General features: G+C 41.8%; 22 protein-coding genes and 1 pseudogene. 20 read left to right on the top strand and 3 right to left on the bottom strand.

From position 1 onward, the window contains the following. Window positions 1-282 precede the first annotated feature (282 nt). Genes coxB through NDQ71_RS11170 form a run of 4 tightly spaced genes read left to right on the top strand, consistent with a single transcriptional unit; the run spans window position 283 to window position 4,440 of the window. Window positions 283-1,425 (top strand): cytochrome c oxidase subunit II, encoded by a 1,143-nt coding sequence (gene coxB, locus NDQ71_RS11185; RefSeq protein ID WP_064667722.1) that lies wholly within the window; start codon window positions 283-285, stop codon window positions 1,423-1,425. Next, window positions 1,425-3,026: a cytochrome c oxidase subunit I gene (gene ctaD, locus NDQ71_RS11180; RefSeq protein WP_064667723.1), complete on the top strand. Its 1,602-nt coding sequence runs from the start codon at window positions 1,425-1,427 to the stop codon at window positions 3,024-3,026. The genes coxB and ctaD overlap by 1 nt, the downstream gene beginning before the upstream one ends. Then, window positions 3,026-3,553: a cytochrome c oxidase assembly protein gene (locus tag NDQ71_RS11175; RefSeq protein WP_064667724.1), complete on the top strand. Its 528-nt coding sequence runs from the start codon at window positions 3,026-3,028 to the stop codon at window positions 3,551-3,553. Before ctaD ends, NDQ71_RS11175 begins: the two co-directional genes overlap by 1 nt. 11 nt (window positions 3,554-3,564) lie before the next feature. Then, window positions 3,565-4,440: a cytochrome c oxidase subunit 3 gene (locus tag NDQ71_RS11170; protein WP_192540612.1), complete on the top strand. Its 876-nt coding sequence runs from the start codon at window positions 3,565-3,567 to the stop codon at window positions 4,438-4,440. Here NDQ71_RS11170 and NDQ71_RS24410 read toward each other — a convergent pair. Beyond that, complete coding sequence (locus NDQ71_RS24410; RefSeq protein WP_318782624.1) at window positions 4,340-4,702, bottom strand: DUF2909 family protein; 363 nt, start codon at window positions 4,700-4,702, stop codon at window positions 4,340-4,342. The two genes, NDQ71_RS11170 and NDQ71_RS24410, sit on opposite strands and share 101 nt — an antisense overlap. Between NDQ71_RS24410 and NDQ71_RS11160 the strand changes: the two genes are divergently transcribed. The 13 genes and pseudogenes from NDQ71_RS11160 (at window position 4,656) to NDQ71_RS11100 (ending at window position 15,883) form a co-directional block, all read left to right on the top strand. Continuing rightward, window positions 4,656-5,396 carry an SURF1 family protein gene (locus tag NDQ71_RS11160; protein WP_192540614.1) on the top strand — a complete coding sequence of 247 codons (741 nt, stop codon included), beginning with the start codon at window positions 4,656-4,658 and terminating at the stop codon, window positions 5,394-5,396. The two genes, NDQ71_RS24410 and NDQ71_RS11160, sit on opposite strands and share 47 nt — an antisense overlap. A 1-nt stretch (window position 5,397) precedes the next feature. Further along, complete coding sequence (locus NDQ71_RS11155) at window positions 5,398-5,892, top strand: hypothetical protein (protein WP_064667727.1); 495 nt, start codon at window positions 5,398-5,400, stop codon at window positions 5,890-5,892. Window positions 5,893-5,909: 17 nt separating this feature from the next. Continuing rightward, window positions 5,910-6,899: a heme A synthase gene (locus NDQ71_RS11150; protein WP_192540615.1), complete on the top strand. Its 990-nt coding sequence runs from the start codon at window positions 5,910-5,912 to the stop codon at window positions 6,897-6,899. A gap of 8 nt (window positions 6,900-6,907) precedes the next feature. Then, the gene (cyoE, locus tag NDQ71_RS11145; protein WP_064667799.1) at window positions 6,908-7,816 is read left to right on the top strand and encodes a heme o synthase; all 909 of its coding nucleotides are present in this window, start codon (window positions 6,908-6,910) and stop codon (window positions 7,814-7,816) included. Further along, window positions 7,813-8,436 (top strand): SCO family protein, encoded by a 624-nt coding sequence (locus NDQ71_RS11140; RefSeq protein ID WP_064667729.1) that lies wholly within the window; start codon window positions 7,813-7,815, stop codon window positions 8,434-8,436. Before cyoE ends, NDQ71_RS11140 begins: the two co-directional genes overlap by 4 nt. A gap of 174 nt (window positions 8,437-8,610) precedes the next feature. Further along, window positions 8,611-8,883 (top strand): lipid asymmetry maintenance protein MlaB, encoded by a 273-nt coding sequence (locus NDQ71_RS11135; protein ID WP_064667800.1) that lies wholly within the window; start codon window positions 8,611-8,613, stop codon window positions 8,881-8,883. Between the two features lie 9 nt (window positions 8,884-8,892). Continuing rightward, window positions 8,893-9,255, top strand: coding sequence for a response regulator (locus tag NDQ71_RS11130; protein ID WP_064667730.1), 363 nt, complete (start codon window positions 8,893-8,895; stop codon window positions 9,253-9,255). Between the two features lie 15 nt (window positions 9,256-9,270). Continuing rightward, entirely contained in the window at window positions 9,271-11,361 is a 2,091-nt protein-coding gene (locus NDQ71_RS11125; RefSeq protein WP_301561637.1) for a chemotaxis protein CheA, read from the top strand. Further along, window positions 11,358-11,843, top strand: coding sequence for a chemotaxis protein CheW (locus NDQ71_RS11120; RefSeq protein WP_064667732.1), 486 nt, complete (start codon window positions 11,358-11,360; stop codon window positions 11,841-11,843). The genes NDQ71_RS11125 and NDQ71_RS11120 overlap by 4 nt, the downstream gene beginning before the upstream one ends. A gap of 47 nt (window positions 11,844-11,890) precedes the next feature. Further along, window positions 11,891-13,292 (top strand): annotated as a pseudogene (locus tag NDQ71_RS11115) (methyl-accepting chemotaxis protein). 117 nt (window positions 13,293-13,409) lie between these two features. Beyond that, on the top strand, window positions 13,410-14,234 hold the full coding sequence (locus NDQ71_RS11110) for a protein-glutamate O-methyltransferase CheR (protein ID WP_301561636.1): 825 nt from the start codon (window positions 13,410-13,412) through the stop codon (window positions 14,232-14,234). Further along, complete coding sequence (cheD, locus tag NDQ71_RS11105; protein WP_064667735.1) at window positions 14,224-14,841, top strand: chemoreceptor glutamine deamidase CheD; 618 nt, start codon at window positions 14,224-14,226, stop codon at window positions 14,839-14,841. The genes NDQ71_RS11110 and cheD overlap by 11 nt, the downstream gene beginning before the upstream one ends. A gap of 10 nt (window positions 14,842-14,851) precedes the next feature. Then, window positions 14,852-15,883 (top strand): chemotaxis response regulator protein-glutamate methylesterase, encoded by a 1,032-nt coding sequence (locus NDQ71_RS11100; protein ID WP_064667736.1) that lies wholly within the window; start codon window positions 14,852-14,854, stop codon window positions 15,881-15,883. On the opposite strand, the gene NDQ71_RS11095 is transcribed toward NDQ71_RS11100, so the two are convergent. Next, on the bottom strand, window positions 15,880-16,911 hold the full coding sequence (locus NDQ71_RS11095; RefSeq protein WP_301561635.1) for a polysaccharide deacetylase family protein: 1,032 nt from the start codon (window positions 16,909-16,911) through the stop codon (window positions 15,880-15,882). The genes NDQ71_RS11100 and NDQ71_RS11095 overlap by 4 nt on opposite strands. On the opposite strand from NDQ71_RS11095, the gene dinF reads away from it, so the two are divergent. The 3 genes from dinF (at window position 16,888) to NDQ71_RS11080 (ending at window position 20,650) form a co-directional block, all read left to right on the top strand. Next, window positions 16,888-18,222 (top strand): MATE family efflux transporter DinF, encoded by a 1,335-nt coding sequence (dinF, locus tag NDQ71_RS11090; RefSeq protein ID WP_084448230.1) that lies wholly within the window; start codon window positions 16,888-16,890, stop codon window positions 18,220-18,222. The two genes, NDQ71_RS11095 and dinF, sit on opposite strands and share 24 nt — an antisense overlap. A gap of 265 nt (window positions 18,223-18,487) precedes the next feature. Beyond that, complete coding sequence (locus tag NDQ71_RS11085; protein WP_064667740.1) at window positions 18,488-19,102, top strand: trimeric intracellular cation channel family protein; 615 nt, start codon at window positions 18,488-18,490, stop codon at window positions 19,100-19,102. Between the two features lie 33 nt (window positions 19,103-19,135). Continuing rightward, complete coding sequence (locus NDQ71_RS11080; RefSeq protein WP_301561634.1) at window positions 19,136-20,650, top strand: YifB family Mg chelatase-like AAA ATPase; 1,515 nt, start codon at window positions 19,136-19,138, stop codon at window positions 20,648-20,650. Here NDQ71_RS11080 and NDQ71_RS11075 read toward each other — a convergent pair. Then, window positions 20,647-21,351 (bottom strand): response regulator transcription factor, encoded by a 705-nt coding sequence (locus tag NDQ71_RS11075; RefSeq protein ID WP_064667742.1) that lies wholly within the window; start codon window positions 21,349-21,351, stop codon window positions 20,647-20,649. The genes NDQ71_RS11080 and NDQ71_RS11075 overlap by 4 nt on opposite strands. Between the last annotated feature and the right edge of the window lie 63 nt (window positions 21,352-21,414).

Raw genomic sequence — 21,414 nt, 5'->3', positions numbered from 1 at the left:
AGCTATCCTTGATAACAAAATAACGCGCTGATTTTTAGTTATTATTTATGCACCAAAAGAGAAATAAATTACTCCTAAAACTTGCTAATTGTTCGTTTTTTAACTAATTGGTTAATACACTGTGTTAACAACTGTCTTTAAAAGTTGCGATTTTTTGCGCAAAAACACTTTTCTGAGACTGAGTTAATGACCAGTTACAATAAAAAATAACGAATTGGCGTGAAAAAAGCAGTGCCGCCTTTTCGCTTTGCATCTTGCAATAGCATCAAAAGGAGCCGTCACATGGGTAAACTGAGCACTACCTTGTGGCTTATATTACTTATGCTTCCGCAGCATTTGTTGGCTAATAGCCGATTTAATATGCGCGAAGGCGTAACAGATATAAGTAATAATGTTTATCAATTACACATGACTATATTCATTATTTGTTGTGTGATCGGGGTGATTGTATTTGCCGCTATGTTTTGGGCGTTACTTCGTCACCGCAAATCAAAAGGGGCTATTCCAGCTCAATTCCACGAAAGCACTAAAGTTGAAATACTTTGGACTGCTATTCCATTTGTTATTCTCATCGCAATGGCTGTGCCTGCGACTAAAACGTTGATTGCGATGGAAGATGCAAGTAAGGCTGATCTGACTATTAAAATTACCGGGTCACAATGGAAATGGCACTATGAGTATATGGGCGAAGATGTTGCTTTTTACTCTATTTTATCGACTCCGCAAGAACAAATAACTAATCAAGCGGATAAAACAAGTACTTACCTACTTGAAGTAGACAAACCTTTAGTCTTACCGATCAATAAAAAAGTACGCTTTTTAATGACCTCAGATGATGTGATCCACTCTTGGTGGGTACCTGATTTTGCAGTTAAAAAAGATGCCAATCCAGGCTTCATCAATGAAACATGGACGAAAATAAATGAAGAAGGCATTTATCGTGGGCAATGCGCTGAGTTATGCGGCAAAGATCACGGCTTTATGCCTGTGGTGGTGGAAGCTAAATCTGAACAAGATTTTGCTGATTGGTTAGCCGATGCTAAACAAGCGAAGCAAAAAGCAGCCGCTGCGGATGCCGCTTTACTCGATCAAACATTACCGAAAGAAGAGTTAATGACACTTGGCGAGCAAGTATATATGGCCAGTTGTGCAGCATGTCATCAACCTACAGGGATGGGCTTACCAGGTGTGTTTCCTGCGCTTAAAGGTAATCCTGTGGTGCTTGGTGATATTAAAGATCATATTGATGTTGTGCTACATGGTCGTCCAGGTACTGCGATGCAAGCGTTTGCTAAGCAGTTATCAATTAAGCAGTTAGCAGCGGTTATTACTTACAAACGAAACGCGTGGGGTAACGATACCGGTGATGTTATTCAACCGAGTCAGATCCAAGCTGAGCTTGATGCAACATCGGAGGCTAAATAATGAGTAGCGTAACACAGCAACATGATAATACAGCTGCACATCATGATGATGGGCATCATCACCCAGCAAAAGGATTTAAGCGCTGGTTATATACAACCAACCACAAAGACATAGGTAGTTTATATTTAATTTTTTCGCTCACCATGTTTTTAATTGGCGGTGCGATGGCAATGGTGATCCGCGCTGAATTGTTCCAGCCGGGACTGCAGTTAGTCGATCCGCACTTTTTTAACCAAATGACCACAGTCCATGGTTTGATCATGGTGTTTGGTGCGGTTATGCCGGCCTTTACAGGACTGGCAAACTGGATGGTGCCCTTGATGATTGGTGCACCAGACATGGCATTACCACGAATGAACAATTGGAGTTTTTGGATTTTACCGTTTGCGTTTTTAATTCTATTAGCGTCATTGTTTATGCCCGGTGGCGGACCTGCATTTGGCTGGACATTCTATGCTCCGCTTTCTACCACTTACAGTAATGATAACACTGCGTTATTTGTGTTTGCCGTGCACATTATGGGTATCAGCTCAATTATGGGGGCAATTAATGTCATTGTGACCATAGTGAATATGCGCGCACCAGGTATGACGTGGATGAAACTGCCGCTATTTGTCTGGACTTGGCTAATTACCGCATTCTTATTAATTGCGGTTATGCCAGTGCTCGCAGGTGCGGTGACTATGGTACTCACTGATAAATACTTTGCTACTAGCTTTTTTGATGCCGCTGGTGGTGGCGATCCAGTGATGTTCCAACATATCTTTTGGTTCTTTGGTCATCCTGAAGTGTATATTATGATTTTGCCAGCTTTCGGTATTATCTCAACCATAGTGCCGACTTTCTCTCGTAAGAAATTATTTGGTTATGCCTCCATGGTATACGCCACCTCCTCGATTGCCTTACTAAGCTTTATTGTTTGGGCGCATCACATGTTTACTACGGGTATGCCGGTAGCTGCTGAGTTGTTTTTTATGTACGCAACTATGCTTATATCGGTGCCAACGGGAGTGAAAGTATTTAACTGGGTAGCCACTATGTGGCGCGGGTCAATTAGTTTTGAAGTACCAATGTTATTCAGTATTGCCTTTATCGTGTTATTTACCTTAGGCGGTTTTTCCGGCTTGATGTTGGCGATCACCCCTGCTGATTTTCAGTATCATGATACCTACTTTGTGGTGGCGCATTTTCATTATGTATTAGTCACAGGCGCGGTATTTTCAATCATGGCAGGTGCCTATTATTGGCTGCCGAAATGGACGGGTAATATGTTTAATATCACCTTAGCGAAATGGCATTTCTGGCTATCTTTGGTGAGTGTGAACGTCTTGTTCTTCCCGATGCACTTTGTAGGACTTGCCGGTATGCCACGTCGTATCCCTGATTATGCGCTGCAATTTGCTGACTTTAACGCCATTATTAGTCTTGGTGGGTTTGCCTTTGGCTTATCGCAATTGTTATTTGTGGTAGTGGTATTTAAGTGCGCAAGAGGTGGCGATAAAGTGCCAGCGAAGGTGTGGGATGGCGCCGAGGGGCTGGAGTGGGAAGTGGATTCGCCAGCGCCATATCATACCTTTGAAACACCGCCGGAGATCAAGTAATGAGTCACGCACCACTGCTTAAGCGCTTAGTGTTGATATGCCTAGGCATGTTTGCTTTTGCCTTTGCCTTGGTGCCGCTCTATGACGTCTTTTGTGATGTAACAGGACTTAATGGTAAACCATCCTTAGAGCAAGCAAAGCAAAGCACCAGCATTAATGAAACACGCGAGGTGGATGTGAGTTTTACTACCCATGCACAAAGTGGTGCACCGTTTGCGGTGCAATCAGCTGAATACAGTGTTTCAGTGCAACCCGGAGCAATGCGCGAGGTACTGTTTAAAGCAAAAAACCTCAGCAATGAAGATAAAGTTATGCAGGCGGTACCTTCAGTGTCGCCGGGCAAAGCAGCCAAATATTTACATAAAATGGCCTGTTTTTGTTTTGATCAACAGCCATTGAAAGCCGGTGAAGAGGTAGAGTTCAAATTACTTTTTTACGTCGATACAGAATTACCAGACGATGTAGAAGAGCTGACTTTATCTTATACCGTGTTTGATATTAGTAGTCAGTTAGTGGCTAGTAATTAGGAGCAAGTGAGATGAATCAAAAATACGAAAAATACTACGTGCCGGCACAAAGCCCATGGCCAATAGTTGGCGCGTTTGCAATGTTTTTTATTGCTGTAGGCGCAGGCCTTACAGTTATGCAAGCACGTAGTGGCGGTGGTGCGGGTCATTATTTGTTGTATGCTGGAATTGGCGTACTGATATATATGCTATTTCGTTGGTTTAAAAATGTCATTGAAGAGTCTGACCAAGGGTTATATTCAGCACAAATGGATCGCTCGTTCCGCCAAGGCATGAGCTGGTTTATTTTCTCTGAAGTGATGTTTTTTATGGCCTTTTTTGGCGCCTTGTTTTATGCGCGAATGATTTCTGTACCTTGGCTTGGTGGCGCGGGTAATAACGCCATGACCAACGAAATTTTATGGCCAACCTTTGAAGCAATGTGGCCGTTAGTCACAACTCCAGGCGGGGGCACTACGCAAGCCATGGGTTGGCAAGGTTTACCATTAATAAACACATTAATCCTACTTGCCTCATCGGTGACTTTACATTTTGCTCATGTCGCGATGGAGAATAATAAGCGTGGGCCATTAAAAGTATTTATGGCACTGACAATAGCACTAGGCGTGGTTTTTTTAGGGCTGCAAGTTTTAGAGTATATGCATGCCTACCAAGATTTGGGGCTGACCCTAGATGCCGGAGTATATGGCAATACGTTCTTCTTATTAACTGGCTTTCACGGTATGCATGTAACTTTAGGGACCATTTTACTACTAGTCATGCTTATCCGCATTTTAAAAGGTCACTTTAGCCCAGATAAACACTTTGCTTTTCAAGCAGCTGCTTGGTACTGGCACTTTGTTGATGTGGTGTGGCTATGTTTGTTTGTGTTTGTATATGTGTTGTAGGGTTGGCATTAGGGGGGATGTATCCTAACTTCAGCGCCGCAATAACAACAACGAGCACCACTACAGAAAACAACACGCGGCGGCCTAAATAGTGTGACATTGGCCGCCCATTATCTCGACCTGAAACCATAATAAATAATGCTCTAAACAAGTTAAAAAGTATAAATAATAACAACAGTACAATAATAATTTTTATAATCACTGGGTTCACCTTTATGCAGTTAATTTTATGGCGTAAACAAAAGCTTAGCTCAATTTTCATCGTTTGCGTGGTGATTGTTGTGGTATTGGTGTGTTTACGTTTAGGTTATTGGCAACTGCAACGAGCAGAAGCTAAAACACAGCAACTTGCCCATATCGCCAGCGTGCAAGCGCAAGGTGTAATGCAATGGCCGCAAGTGCAGGCACTGCCTAGTGATTGGAATAAAACCGGCATTCAGGCAACTTTGACCGGCACGATAGACAGTAATCACTATTGGTTATTAGATAATCAAGTTTATCAAGGGCAGGTTGGTTATGATGTGTTAACGCTGTTTAAACCCACAACCAGCAAAACCCCTCTATTAACTAATTTGGGTTGGGTTAAAGCTCCGACTTCACGCGAGCAGTTACCCGCGATCGCGTTACCAAATAACCCCATCACAATTAATGTGCAACTCAAGCAGGGTAAGCTCAGTGGTTTCACTTTAGATAACACCGCAAAAAATCAGCCTGAGAATGACCGTTGGCCCAAACGGGTGCAAACCATCGACTTACAGTTATTCACTCAACAAGCAAAGCAGGCAATGGTTGATTTTATTGGCTATCGTCAAGGTGCTGGTGATGAACTCGGGATACCGCATTACCAAGCTGTGGTGATGAGTCCACAAAAACATTATGGCTATGCTGTGCAATGGTTATTAATTGCTTTGGCATGTGTTGTGGTGGCTATTTTTGCCAGTAAAAGAAGGAATTAAAATGAAAAATAAACCTATGGTAATTTTTATCGGTTGCTGTTTAGTGCCTTTAATGCTGGCTTATTTAGCATTAAAGTTAGATTGGATACCCTCTGCAGCGACCAATAATGGTGAGTTTTTAACAACAGAAGTAAAAGTTAAAGACTGGAAAAATACAGAACATAAACAATGGACTATTGCTTTAAACCATCCTGAGCAATGTCAGCAAGCATGTGCTCAGCAGTTGCTTGCACTTGATAACTTATATGTTGCTTTGGGTAAAAACCAAGGCAAGGTTGATATGGTTATCTTAGGTGCAGCTGGGCAAACAACGTCTGCTTGGCCGCAGCTAGCGAGTATTGATGAGCTTACACCAGCCAGCTTATATTTAATCGATCATATGGGCTTAGTGGTATTGCAATACCCCTATCATGAGGAGCCTCAACAAAATCGATTAACGCAAAAAGGCCTGCTTCAAGATTTAAAAAAATTACTTAATTATTCGCGTTCTAGCTGAGCAAAGGAGTGTTAACTATGTATAAAAATTATAAGCACTTAGTGTTAGCCACTTTTCTGTTATCCATTTTGGTTGTTGGCTTAGGCGCCTATACGCGCTTAAGTGATGCCGGTTTAGGCTGTCCTGATTGGCCCGGTTGTTATGGCTTTTTAACCGTACCAAAACATGCGGCTGATTTAGCTCATGTAGAGCAAAGCTATCCAGATATGATGTTTGAAACCGCCAAAGCGTGGAAAGAAATGATCCATCGCTACTTTGCCGGCACACTCGGCTTACTTATTTTGGCGCTATTTATTTTTGCTTTTATAAAGCGTCAGCATCCAGTCATGCCCGTTAAATTACCGTTTTTGTTACTTGCCTTAGTTATTTTTCAAGCTGCGCTAGGGATGTGGACGGTCACTATGAACTTGCAGCCATTAATCGTAATGGGCCACTTACTAGGTGGGTTCAGTATTTTATCATTGATTACATTACTGTATCTGCGGCTGACGGCTAAACCCATTTATGGTGGTGATACACCTGCACGGCGTTATTTCAAACTTAGCTTAGTGGCTTTAGCTGTATTGGTTATGCAAATTGCGCTCGGTGGCTGGCTTGCTGCTAATTACGCTGCACCACATTGCAATGGATTACCACTGTGTAGCTACGGTCAGCAGTTTTCACTGAGCAGCGTGTTTCAATTGCCGTTAGAGCACAGCACGTATGAATATGGAGTGTTATCGCAACAAGCCAGAATGTCGATTCATTTACTGCATCGTATTTGGGCGTTAGTTACTTGTGTGGTGTTAGCACTGATCATGTGGCGCATTTATAGCCGTGCAATTTCACGAAAAATTAAACAGTGCTGCGTTGCAGTATTGGTCGCACTACTGTGCCAAATTTGTTTAGGCTTGGCGGTTGTGCATTGGCATTTTCCACTAGGCATAGCACTGGCGCATAACTTAATGGCTGCCATACTATTATTAACGGTAGTTCGTTTATGTTTTTACTTAAAAGCACGTATTTAGGGGCAGTTATGACACAATTAATAGCAATAACAAAGTTAGCACCTCGCCAAATTAGCGGCTTAATAAATGATTATTTAGCGATTAGTAAGTTCAAAGTAGTGGCCATGTTAGTGTTAACTGCCTGGGTCGGCTTAGCACTGGCGCCCGATGTTGGCCGCGGTATTGGCGTACAATTTATTAGTTTATTGGGGATTGGTTTATTGTCTGCGGCAGCGGCTGTGATCAATCATGTAGTCGACAGTGAAATAGATAGCAAAATGGCACGAACTCGCCATCGCCCAGTGGCTAAAGGTCGGTTATCAAAATTGCATGCATTAAGTTTTGCCGCAGTCATTGGAGTGAGTGGGTTTCTAATGCTGATGATCTGGGCTAATACTTTAACTGCCATATTAACCCTATTTGCTTTAGTCGGTTATGCGTTTATTTATACGTCGTTTTTAAAGCGCGCAACACCGCAAAATATTGTGATTGGTGGGCTTGCTGGTGCAATGCCGCCCTTATTAGGTTGGGTGTCTGAAACCGGGCAAATGGCGGCCGCGCCTTGGTTATTGGTGATGATTATATTTACTTGGACCCCACCGCATTTTTGGGCATTGGCGATTGCCCGCAAAAGTGATTATGAGCGGGCCAAAATACCTATGTTACCTGTTACTCATGGTATCGACTTTTGTAAAACCTGTGTAGTTGCCTATTCAGTATTGCTTACCTTAGTGTGCGTGCTGCCTTATTTGATTGGCATGTCGGGAATTATCTATTTGATAGCTGCTACTTTGCTAAATAGTATGTTTACGTATAAAGCAGTTAAACTAAAATTGGCAGGAAATGACGAGACTGCAATGGACTTATTTCGTTTTTCGATTGTCCATTTAATGTTACTCTTTGTCGCCTTATTTATCGATAAATGGTTTCTGATATGAATAACTTAGCAGTTAAGTGTCGACCAGTGTGGTTGGCGCTGGGGTTACTGTTATTAACGGCATGCAGCGATAGCGCTATGCCTGAAGTGGAGGCTTTAGTATACGAACAAGCGCGGCCGTTAAGTGACTTTTCTTTGCAGGACCAAAATGCTCAGCCAGTGACGAAGCAAACATTACTCGGACAGTGGAATTTAGTGTTTTTAGGGTATACCAGTTGCCCTGATATCTGCCCGCTGACATTAGCTAAACTAAAGAGTGTTTATAACGCATTACACGCTGATTACCCCCTGCAAATCTGGTTTTTAGCGGTTGATCCCAAGCGCGATACCACAGCTAAACGCAAAGCCTATATTGATTATTTTAACCCTGATTTCTTAGCCGTTTCGGGAGAGCATAAAGACTTATTCCCACTGGTTCGAGAGCTGGGACTCATTTACGCCATTAGCAACAGTGATGAGCCTGAATATGCCGTTGACCACAGTGCTTCAATTGCAATGGTTGATCCACAAGGGGCGGTAAGAGCGATATTTAAACCTGAATTTAAACAAGGCAGTGTGCCATTAATTAATGCTAAATTATTAATCACAGAATTTAAGCAGATCGCCGATTATTACCAATAACTCAGCCAGAACATGTATTTTCGAAGAATATAGCGGGGCGTTAGCCCCCTTTTTTTGCTTTTCTTTTATCCTCTATAAATAAATTTGCTCTTTTTTCAACGCATTTATGGCATTTTTACTAACTCAGTCTAAGCTTTTGTTATGAATTGGTTAAACATGGAAAGTGCTAAGAATATGTTGAAGCTTCCCGCTGAATTAGCAATCACCCAAGTTGAAAATTTACACCAAGATTTATTACAAGAATTACATAGCAATGATGATGTGTGCCTAGATATAAGTGAGGTTGCACGCGCAGACACCGCTTCAATTCAACTATTGTGCGCTTTGCAGAAACATTTGTTATGTGTACAGCATAAAATTATTTGGGTTGGGCAAAGTGAGCCTTTAAAAAATGCCATTAATCGCTTAGGTCTAAGTGAATATTTAATACTTGAGAATGCAGAATAAGGGGTTCGTATGAAAAGAATTTTAGCCGTAGATGATTCTGCGTCGATGCGTCAAATGGTGGGGTTTACACTTAAAAAAGCGGGCTTTGATGTTACTGAAGCTAAAGATGGCAGTGAAGCACTTAATATAGCTAAACAGCAAGGTTTTGATGCTGTTATATCCGACGTCAATATGCCAGTAATGGATGGCATTACTTTGATCCGAGAGCTGAGAACCTTACCCAACTATAAATTTACCCCATTGCTAATGTTAACTACCGAATCAGGAATGGACAAAAAAGTAGAAGGCAAGGCGGCAGGAGCTACGGGCTGGATAGTTAAACCTTTTAATCCTGAGCAGTTATTAGCGGTATTAAAAAAAGTAATTCGCTAATTTGGGAGTCGGGGTATGAGTATAGATTTAAGTCAGTTTTTTGAAGTGTTCTTTGAAGAAAGCTTTGAAGGCTTGGATGCTATGGAAGCTGAGTTATTAAACTTAGTTCCCGGCGAAGAAGATTTAGAAACAATTAATACTATTTTTCGTGCCGCACACTCAATCAAAGGAGGCAGTGGAACATTTGGTTTTAATTCTGTATCTGACTTTACCCATGTGCTAGAAACCCTGTTAGATCAAATACGCGAGGGTAAACGAGAACTTACGGCAGAGCATGTTAACTTATTACTTAAAGCTGTTGATTGCTTACGAGCTTTACTCAGTGCCCTGCAAGCAGAGCAAGATCCTAATTTAGAAGACGCGATTGCTCTGAGAATTAAATTTGAAGAAATTTTAGGGGTAAACCAAAGCGGTGCCAATAAAGTTGCGGCAGAAGAGCAACCAGCGCAACCTGAATTTAATACCTATCAAATTGACTTTAAGCCCCATCACCACTTATTTAAAACCGGTAACGAGCCCTTGTATATGATCAGCGAGCTTGCTGAACTGGGCGATTTAGAGACGCTGGCTTTTCATAATGAGCTCCCTGATATTACGGACTTAAGTGCCGATGATTGCTTTTTATCATGGCGATTCTTTTTAAATACAGTAAAAGACGAAAGCGCAATTCGAGAAATTTTTGAGTGGGTTGAAGATGATGCAGATATCAGTATCACGCTCTGTGGAGGCTTATTTGCAGAACAACAGCAGGCTACGATAGAGGAACCCGCTGTAGAAAATATCGAATCAAGCCCTGAAGTTGCTGAGGTTGCAGAAGTTGTCGCGGTTAATCCGAGTAAAAAAGCAGCTACAGCCAAAGTAACGACACCTGCCGCAGCGGAATCAACTTCAATTAGGGTGGGTATCGATAAGGTTGATTCATTAATCAATATGGTGGGTGAGCTGGTGATAACTCAAGCCATGTTGAGCCAAATTGGCGAACAAGAGATAACCGAAACGACTATTGCTTCTTTGCAAGAAGGTTTAGCGCAATTAGCACACAATACCCGAGACTTACAAGAAAGTGTAATGCGTATTCGCATGTTACCGATTAGCTTCGTATTTAGCCGATTCCCGCGTTTGGTAAGAGATATATCGCAAAAGTTGAATAAACAAGTTGAGTTAAAACTGCTCGGAGAGCAGACCGAACTTGATAAAACTGTGATGGAAAAAATCTCAGATCCTATGGTGCACTTAGTGCGAAACTCTCTAGATCATGGTTTAGAGACCGTTGAGCAGCGCATTGCTGCTGGTAAAGATCCAGTTGGTAAGGTAACCCTTAATGCGTTTCATCAAGGTGGCAATATTGTTATCGAAATCATGGATGACGGGCAAGGTCTGAATACCGAAAAAATAAAGAAAAAAGCCATTGCTAATGGGTTAGTAACTGAAGCAGACGAACTCGATGCTGATGAAATTAATGAGTTGATATTTATGCCTGGTTTTTCAACCGCAGATGAGGTGAGCGATATTTCAGGGCGCGGTGTGGGGATGGATGTAGTTAGACGTAATATCCAATCACTTAATGGTTCTGTTGAGGTGTCATCTGCCGCCGGTGTTGGCTCTACATTTACCATAAGACTACCTCTAACATTGGCTATTTTAGATGGTCAGTTAGTTCGAGTTGCGAAGCACACCTATATTATTCCACTCATTTCCATTGTTGAGTCCTTGCAGATTGATATCAGTAAGGTGAGTCGAGTAGGCAAAGACTTAGATGTGCTTAGGCTACGAGATGAATATATCCCGATCTTACGTTTATACACTATTTTTAATCATCAAGGGGCAATAGAAACGCTCGATAAAACGTTGTTGGTGGTGGTCGAAAGCGACAATCAAAAAATAGGTTTATTAGTTGATGATTTACTATCGCAACAACAAGTGGTGATCAAAAGTTTAGAAGCAAATTACCAAAAAGTAGATGGTGTTTCCGGTGCGACTATTTTAGGGGATGGGCGAGTATCCTTGATTGTCGATATTAGTGGCTTAATTAAATTATCAGGGCTTAGAAAACCAGGTAGCCAGGAGCTAATTATTGAATCGAAAGCAAATTTGGAGGCGTCATGATCTCTGCGCATAGTGAAGTAGATAGCAAAATAATGCTAGAACAGGCGCAAGGAGTTAAGCAGTTTTTAACCTTTTTTATGGCTGATGAAGAATATGGCGTTGATATTTTAACGGTTCAAGAAATTCGTAGCTGGGAAGAAATCACTGAAATTCCCAATGCCCCTGATTATCTCAAAGGGGTCATTAATCTACGTGGCACGATAGTGCCAATTTTAGATTTAAGGTTACGTTTCGGCTTATCGGCGATTGATTATGGGCCACTGACTGTGGTGATTGTGGTGAAGGTCTATTTTGAGCAAAACAGTAAAATTATGGGCGTGGTCGTTGATGCTGTGTCGGATGTTTACAGCATCGCAGAACACGATGCGAAAACAGTGCCCAATTTTACAGATTCAGAGAACTCTGAATTTGTGGCGGGGTTGGTTAACGTTGGTGAGAAAATGGTCGCGTTACTTGATCTGAAAAAAACAATGGATATTTAGTGTCTTCACTAAATGAGCAAATGTAAATAAACAAAAAGGTGAAGGGCATGGGGTGGTTTAGCAATTCTAAAAATTCAAAATCGGACAACGATTTGGTGGTTGAGGCCTTAAATAAGTCGCTCGCAGTCATTGAGTTTGAGCCAAGCGGCGTCATTTTAACTGCTAATGATAATTTTTTAACGGTTATGGGGTATCGGCTTGAAGAAGTTCAAGGTCAACATCATGCAATTTTTGTTGCTGATGATGAATCGAAAAGTACCGAATACCAAGCATTCTGGCAACGTTTACGTGCTGGTGAATTTATCTCTGATGAATTCAAGCGTGTTGATAAAAATGGCCGCAACGTGTGGATACAAGCAACCTATAACCCGGTGTTGGATGCGAACGGTAATGTGATTAAATAGTCTTGTTTCAATTGTAGATGCCGCGGTGTCTGATACGGCAACTATGCTAGATGCATTAGCAAATGGTGATCTATCGATTCGTATTGAAAAAGATTACCAAGGCTCATTTAATAAATTAAAACAGGATGCGAATGCAACCGCAGATAAATTGACGGAAGTGATCAACCGCATTAATACCTCCGCTACTTTAGTAGCCAGTGGAGCTGAAGAAATATCGCAAGGTAATGCTGATTTGAGTCAGCGTACTGAAGAGCAAGCCTCATCGTTAGAAGAAACCGCATCAAGTATGGAGCAGATGACCAGTACGGTCAGACAAAATGCCGATAATGCAAAAGTGGCGAATCAGCTTGCAGAAGAAACACAAAGTAAAGCGCAGTTAGGTGGTGAAGTTGTTAACCGTGCTGTGACCAGCATGTCAGCAATCAATGAGTCGAGTAAGAAAATTGCAGACATTATTAGTGTGATTGATGAAATTGCTTTCCAAACTAATTTACTTGCGCTCAATGCGGCTGTTGAAGCGGCCAGAGCTGGTGAGCAAGGTCGAGGGTTTGCTGTGGTGGCGGGTGAAGTGCGTAATTTAGCACAGCGCTCTGCAGGGGCTGCGAAAGAAATTAAAGAGTTGATCCGGGATAGTGTTGGTAAAGTTGAAGACGGCACATTGTTAGTGAATGAATCGGGTGCAACTTTGAAAGAAATAGTGATTGCGGTACAAAAAGTAACTGAAATGATTTCGGACATTGCACAAGCATCAGAAGAGCAAAGCTCTGGAATTGAGCAAGTAAATAAAGCGATATCGCAAATGGATGAAATGACTCAACAAAACGCAGCATTAGTAGAGGAAGCATCTGCGGCAGGCGAGTCGATGGCAGAGCAAGCAAATGATATGCGTCGCTTACTTAACTTTTTCACTATAAATCAGCAAGAAGAGTTAACAACGATAACGCCAGCTAAAGCGACTACTGCACCAGCGCGTAGTACTAACATTCGTAGCAAAGCACGAGGCAACAACTTTGCTGATTCAGCAGATGAATGGGAGGAGTTTTAAGGCTGAGTTAACAATCACGCAAGTAAAGGCTCTATGTTATGCAACATGAGAGCCTTTAGTTTGCAATTGTTTTAATGTCCAAGCGAATCCCTAACGTGCCTCTTATGAGTATTTGTAATGAAAGAGTTTTTATTAACGGACAGTGATTTTAAACAAATAGCAGCTATCGTTTATCAGTCGTGCGGTATTGTTTTGGGTGAACATAAACGCGAAATGGTGTATTCACGCCTTGCTCGTCGCATCCGAGTACTGGAGCTTACAACGTTTAAGCAGTATTTAACTTATTTAGACAATCACAAAGAGCAAGAGTTTAGCGATTTTATTAATGCACTAACCACCAATTTGACTTCTTTCTTTCGAGAACCACATCACTTTGAGTACTTGAAATCACATATTGTTCCTAAGTTGTTAGTATCCAATAAAAGTACCCGCCGAGTGCGAATATGGTCTGCTGGTTGCTCAACAGGTGAAGAACCTTACTCTGTTGCTATGACTTTGCATGGTTTATTCCCTGCTGATTGGGATGTGAAAATTCTTGCAACCGATTTAGATTCAAATGTATTAGCGAAGGCGCAGTCGGGCACTTATACGGCTGCGAATGTTAACGGGCTTGAGCCAAGGCAATTACAACGTTGGTTTTTAAAAAGTAAAGATGGCGCGCAGTTCAAAGTTAAACCTGAGTTACAGCAAGGGATCCACTTTAAACGATTGAATTTATTGCAAGATTGGCCAATGAAAGGGCCTTTTGACGTGATTTTTTGTCGTAATGTGGTGATCTACTTTGATAAAGAAACGAAAGATCAGCTGTTTACTCGTTACTACAATATTTTGTCCGAACAAGGGTATTTATTATTAGGTCACTCTGAAACGATAGGCAAGGAACATAGTGAGTTTAAAAACTTAGGTAAAACTATGTACCTTAAGGTGAGCTATGGAATGTAATTTTAAGCCTGTACTGCATGGCTTTGAGCATATCAAACGGTTTTGGGATTCAGGGCAACAGCGAGTTGTAGCTAAAGTCTTACCCGGTGAATTCTATGTATCAAAACATGATGAAGTAATTTCCACTGTACTTGGTTCGTGTATCGCAGCTTGTATTTATGATGACAAACTGGGGATTGGCGGCATGAATCATTTTATGCTTCCTATTGAAAGAGGTACAGAGCCTACCAGCGCGCATAGTTTAAATTGTCGCTATGGTAATTGGGCAATGGAGTTTTTAATTAATGAGGTGCTTAAAAACGGTGCTTCGAGGCAAAACTTAAAAATAAAATTATTTGGCGGTGGCAAGATTATTCGCTCGATGACCGATATTGGTCTTGGTAATATCCGCTTTGCCCATTCTTATGTGCAAGAGGAGGGGTTAAATTTGGTATCTCATGATGTGGGCGGTCCTTGGCCTCGCAAGGTTAACTTTAATCCGCAAACAGGCAAGGTACAGGTTAAGAAACTACGTGAGATGCACAGCGAAGCGATCGAAAAACGCGAAATCAATTACTTACATGATATCGAAAAACAAGATTCAAAAACCGATATCGAGTTATTTTAAGGGGCTAACTATGATCAAGGTGCTAGTGATTGATGACTCGCCATTAATACGGCGAGTATTAACGGAAATTTTGCATCAAGCAGATGATATTGAAGTAGTAGGAAGTGCAGAAGACCCTTATCAAGCACGGGAGATGATTAAGCAGCTTAACCCTGATGTGCTGACCTTAGATATTGAAATGCCAAAAATGGATGGCATTAGCTTTTTGAAAAATTTAATGCGCCTGCGGCCCATGCCAGTGGTGATGATCTCAACGTTGACCCAAAAAGGCTCGCCTATTACTTTGGAAGCATTAGAGCTAGGGGCGGTTGATTTTATTGCCAAGCCGAGCGTTAATGTCTCTGAGCAATTTACTCAGTACGCAAAAGTTGTGCAACAAAAGGTGCGTACTGCCGCAACTGCTCGGGTTCGTTCCTTTAAGCCCAGTGAGGTTAAGCCGCTGGAAACATTGCAGGGTGCCAAGTTTAGCCACAATAAAGTTCTGGCTATTGGCGCGTCCACGGGTGGTACAGAAGCAATCAAAGAAGTATTAATACGAATGCCAGAAAATTGCCCGCCAATTGTGATCACTCAGCATATCCCACCAGTGTTTAGTAGCTCATTTGCACAACGAATGGATCGCACCTGTACTATCAATGTTAAAGAAGCTGAGCATGGCGATAAGCTAGCAACGGGGTGGGCGTATATTGCACCTGGAGATCAGCATTTAAGGGTGATACAACAAGGCGGCAGTTTATACTGCCAACTTGATCAGAGTGAGCCGGTCAACCGTCATCGTCCAGCCGTTGATGTATTATTTAATTCGCTGGTTGAAGTATGCCCTAAAAACACTATTGCTGCCCTACTAACGGGTATGGGCAGTGATGGCGCTAAGGGATTACTAGCATTAAAACAGCATGCAGCGTATACCGTAGCGCAAGATGAGTTATCGTCAGTGGTATGGGGAATGCCTAAAGCCGCAATTGAACTTGGTGCGGCAATAGATGTTGTCTCTCTAGATAAGATTGCTCAGCAGTTATTGAGTCAAGCTGTTAAGTATTAATCAACAATAACCCACGGTTGTGAAAACCAATAATAGCTGCCCTTGTGATTGATTGATGGCGCTGTGCAGTTAAATCGAGAGCGGCCTTGAGCTAATGGCTTAGGTGAGTTTATAGTCACGGTATCAGTTGCTGACCAGTCTAGTTTTGCCTGACCAATGCCCGATACATAGCACGCTAGCTGACTTTTATGAAAGCCACCCATATTAAATTTAATGCTGATCTGAGGTGGGTTCTGGCTGGTCACGCTATCGATATAAGTAAGCTTTTGGATCGAAAACGCGCGCGAGTTAAGTTTAGTCATTAACGTATCAAGCTTGCTATAAAAACCAGAAGCTGGGAAGCGCGGCAAACGGCTAAAGTCAGAATCCTTGTTAACGGCCCCAGAATGCTGGCCAATCCCGATAAACCCCAGCTCTTTTACTAAACTTTGTAATTGATTGCTAAATTCACCATAGGGATACGCTAAGTATTTATAGTCATGACCAACTTCTTCTTTAATTCGCTGTTGTGATGACAAAATATCTTGCTTAATACGTGCTTGCCATTCGCTGGTGGTTTCATTGGCTAATTTACGGTGAAGATAATCATGTTGCGCACTGTGATTGCTGATCAGTGCGCCTTTTTTGGCAAGTTCTCTAAGTTTGTCCCAACCCATTACATAGCCTTTACCTTCATCAATCAATTTTGGATTAACAAAAATGGTGTAAGGATAATTAAATTTCTCTAAAATCGGTGCGGCTTGTTCATAATTATTGTTGTACCCATCATCAAAGGTAATCGCCACCGTTTTATCTGGTAAACTTTGCCCTTGCTGCAAGCTTGTAAGCAAATCATTTAATGCGATGACGTTAAAATCATGTTCTTTTAAATAGTTAAGGTGTTCAGTGAAGGTTTTAGCACTAACACTTGTGACGGCCGGTAGGGTTTCACTGACATGATGGTACTGTAAAATAACTGCACTGTGAGCAGGTAAAGATAGCCAAAATAGGATTGATAATACACTGTGAAAAAGTTTCTTAGTCGTCATAAAGCACACCATAAAAGCTTGCTGTTGTTAGCTGGTCCAATGATATTATCAAATATAACTGTGCCACTGTTAGGATTAGTTGATACCGCTGTAATTGGCCATCTCGGCAGCGCTCATTTCCTAGCTGGCATAGCCTTAGGTGCCACCGTGATTTCGCTATTATTTTGGCTTGCGGGCTTTTTACGCATGAGCACTACAGGGTTAGTTGCCCAAGCTTATGGTAAAAAAGATTATCATCAATTAGCCGGGTTATTAAAACGCAGTTTAGTTTTAGCGCTACTCGTAGCCTTTACTTTAATTGCTTTATCGCCTTTGATCAAACATGTCATGGCGTATCTTTCGGGTTCGAGTAGCGAGGTACTTGCACAAGCCTATCGCTATTTTGAAATTCGTATTTTTAGTGCCCCAGCGGCACTTTGTAATTTGGTGTTATTAGCCTGGATGCTAGGGGTTCATTACGGCAAAGGGCCTTTTTATTTATTACTTGTCACCAACCTTACCAATATTGCTTTAGATATTTATTTTGTGGTGTTTTTAGATTGGCAAGTGGCTGGTGCCGCATGGGCATCAGTTATTGCTGATTATATTGCTTTTATCTTTGCGTTATTTTTAGTGCTTAAATTAGCTAAAAATATGGCTGTTCCACTGCTTGTGGGGGGGTGGTTCAGTGCACAAAAAATGTGGGCCTTGTTAAGTCTTAATCGTGATATTTTTATTCGCTCTTTAATATTGCAACTGTGTTTTAGCTTTATGACCTTTTATGGCGCACGGATCGGCGATATTACTTTGGCAGTTAATGCAGTCTTGTTGAATTTTTTAATGTTAGTGAGTTTTGCTTTAGATGGTATTGCCTATGCCAGCGAAGCAAAAGTGGGGCAAGCGAAAGGCCAGGGCAGTGTTCGACGTATCCACTTGTGGGTAAAAATAAGTGTATTCTGGGGAGCGCTTTTTGCGCTAGCTTACTGCGTGTTTTTTGCTTTACTAGGTTCGCAGATAATTACTTTATTAACGGATGTACCACAAGTGGTTAGTGCAGCAAATCGCTATCTGCCGTGGTTGATTTTTATGCCCCTTGCAGCAATGAGTTGCTTTTTGTTTGATGGTATTTTTGTTGGCTTAACACGTGCGAAAGATATGCGTAATACTATGGTGTTTTCAGCTTTAGTTGGCTTTTTTGGGGTGTTTTGGGTGTTTAGTAGTTGGCAAAATCACGGTTTATGGTTAGCGATGAGCTGCTTTATGTTGCTAAGAGGGGTAACCTTAATTGCCCGGTATTGGCAGTTGCGACAAACGAATCAATTGCTAAATTAAATAGATTATTTAATTCTATCGGTACATTTTACTAATTACGTATGTTAATTTTTAGTTTCGACTATTCTTATTTTTTATTTCGCTGTTAAGTTGCGATAATGGCACAGTTAATGATACGAGGAGCTAGGTATAGCACTATTAGCAATCGGTGCTGATATAAAAGCAGACTCTTTAGCAGTCATTCTGAGCAAAGATACTAATGGCGGCTTTGGCTATCTTGAGGTTTATGATACAAAGTTAATACTCTCAACTTTTAGTTACAAATATGACAGAACTTTACCATTGGTTTGATCTAATCGGCATCGCAGTATTTGCAATGTCAGGTACTTTAATTGCCTATGATAAAAAAATGGACGGTTTTGGTGTCGTTGTATTGGCAACTGTCACTGCGATAGGTGGGGGAACAATCCGAGATTTAATTTTGGATGTACCTGTGTTTTGGTTGCATGACCAGAGTTACTTTATTGCTATTTTCGCTTCTGTATTTGTTACCGCTCGTTTGATTAACAAACAAAAATCAATTCCGCTCTACCATTTACAGGTTGCTGATGCGTTTGGTTTAGCATTTTTTGCTGTAATGGGCGCACAAAAAGCACTGCTTGCAGGTATGCCGGCAACAACCGCTATTATTATGGGAGTTGTCACTGGCTGTTTTGGTGGCGTTACTCGCGATGTACTTGCGGGTAATATTCCCATGCTGTTAAAAGGTGAGTTGTATGCTATTACCTGTATTGCTGGTGGTATCGTCTACACCCAAGGTATTGCCTTTAACGTGGCAACAGAAATGGCGATGATTTTAGCAATGTTAACTACTTTATTATTGCGCCTTGCAGCAATGAAATGGCAACTAACACTACACGTTTTTAAATATCCTGACTAAACTGTAAAGAATATAACGTTACAGGGACAAAGGATGTCATTAGCTCGGATTTATTCGCGTGCCCAAGTGGGTATTCAAGCACCTGAAGTGATCGTTGAAGTACATTTAGGCAATGGTTTACCGGCATTTCATATTGTTGGCTTGCCTGAAGCGTCTGTGAAAGAAGCCAAAGATAGGGTTCGCAGTGCATTAGAAAACTCTAAATTTGGCTTTCCTGATCAACGTATAACTGTAAATTTAGCGCCTGCCGATTTGCCTAAAGATGGCGGGCGTTTTGATCTTGCAATTGCGATTGGTATTTTAGTGGCATCAGGGCAAATCGTTTGCACAGATATTGAAAAGTATGAATTTTACGGCGAATTGGCTCTTAACGGCGAAGTACGTGGCGTGAATGCGATACTTCCTTCGGTGTTGGCTGCTAAAGCACAAGGGCGTTGCTGCTTTTTACCATTAGTCAATGATAGTTTAGCAAGCTTGGTGAATGGTGTTGAGCGTAAAGCTATCTCTTCTATTCAAGATGTGTGGAGTGATTTACTAAATCAACAGCCGTTACCGCTTAATATTAGCTACCCTGAACAGCAGCATAGCGGTGTTGAATTTTTAATTGATTTAAGTGATGTAAAAGGCCAAGCAGGTGCCAAAAGAGTGCTAGAGATCGCTGCCGCTGGTGGCCATAATTTATTATTTTTAGGACCTCCAGGAACTGGTAAGTCGATGTTGGCGCAACGTATGCCAACCATAATGCCTGGCATGTCTGATGATGAAGCGCTGGCTACCGCGGCGTTGTATTCGATTATAGGGCAAAGTGTTGATTTAACTAATTGGCGCAAACGCCCCTTTCGTAATCCTCATCACACTTGCTCTGCTGTGGCATTAGTTGGCGGCTCTTCAAATCCAAAACCAGGGGAAATTTCCTTGGCGCACAATGGTGTTCTGTTTCTTGATGAATTACCGGAGTTTGAGCGCAAAGTGCTTGATTCATTGCGCGAACCAATGGAAACCGGCACCGTCACTATCTCAAGAGCGGCGCGGCAAATGGAGTTCCCAGCTCAATTCCAACTCATAGCGGCACTCAATCCCAGCCCCACTGGCTGCCACAATGATAAACGCGCAACGCCAGATCAAGTAATGCGTTATTTATCACGGGTATCTGGGCCCTTTATTGACCGCATTGATCTGCAAATAGAGCTACCACGGTTAAACAGCACACAGCTGCAAAGTACCGACGCTGAAGAAATTAGTGCGCAAGTAAAAGCGCGTGTTGAGGCGGCATATAATTTACAACTAAATCGGCAAGGTAAAGTGAATGCACGGCTTAATAATAAAGAAATGAGTGTGCATTGTGCGCTGGCACCCGCCGAATTACAGTTTTTAGCCAAAGCCAGTGAGAAGTTAGCCCTGTCACCACGCTCTTATCATCGAGTCATTAAAGTTGCGCGCACGATAAGCGATTTAAAAGGGCAAACACATATTACCCTGAGCGAATTAAAAGAGGCGTTGAATTATCGCGCATTTGAGCGGTTACTAGCGCAATTGAGTCAATACTAGATGGATAGCATATAGCCTTTACCACGAACGGTAACAATGCGTTTTTGGTCTTTTTCATCATTAAGTTTTTTACGCAGGCGACCAATCAGCACATCAACGGTGCGATCGTTCGGGCTCCAATCAGGCTGGCCAATTTCTTCTGATATTTTTTCACGAGAGGTTGCTTTACCCGCGTTACTGATCAAGCAAATTAGCACTTTATGTTCTGCTTCGGTCAAACGAGACTCAACCCCAGCGGCTGTAATTAGCGTACGGTTATCAGGATGTAGTTTAAAGTCAGCGTATTCAATAAACTCTTCACTTTCATCGTGGTTATTATTGCTTTTTAAGCGCTTATAAAGCGCTCGCATACGCAGTTCTAGCTCTAATAAATCAACCGGTTTGCAAATGTAATCATCAGCGCCTTGGGCAAGGCCTGCAATACGGTCGGCTTGAGAATCACGGCTTGAAAGCATGATCACACCGATATCGGTAAGCGTATTGAGCTCTTTTGCTAAATGAAGACCATCACGTTTAGGTAGCACTATGTCCACAACCGCTAATGAGATAGCATCAGGGTTATTTGCACGCGATTGCACTATGGCTAAGGCATCAGCGCCAGTAGCATCATTTTCAATGCGAAACTCAGTCCCTGTAAAATGATTGATTATACGTTTAACTAATAGCTCGTCATCTTCAACTAATAAAACATGAATAGTCATAGTATCTTAATTACCTTTAATGATGCCGCTATGTTATCACTCATTCGTAAATGGTGAGAAGGA

This window comes from Pseudoalteromonas sp. KG3 (genome assembly GCF_030436385.1).
GTDB classification, from domain to species: Bacteria; Pseudomonadota; Gammaproteobacteria; order Enterobacterales; family Alteromonadaceae; genus Pseudoalteromonas; species Pseudoalteromonas prydzensis.
Note: the sequence above shows the minus strand (reverse complement) of the source record. Positions and strands in the feature narration are given on the sequence as shown.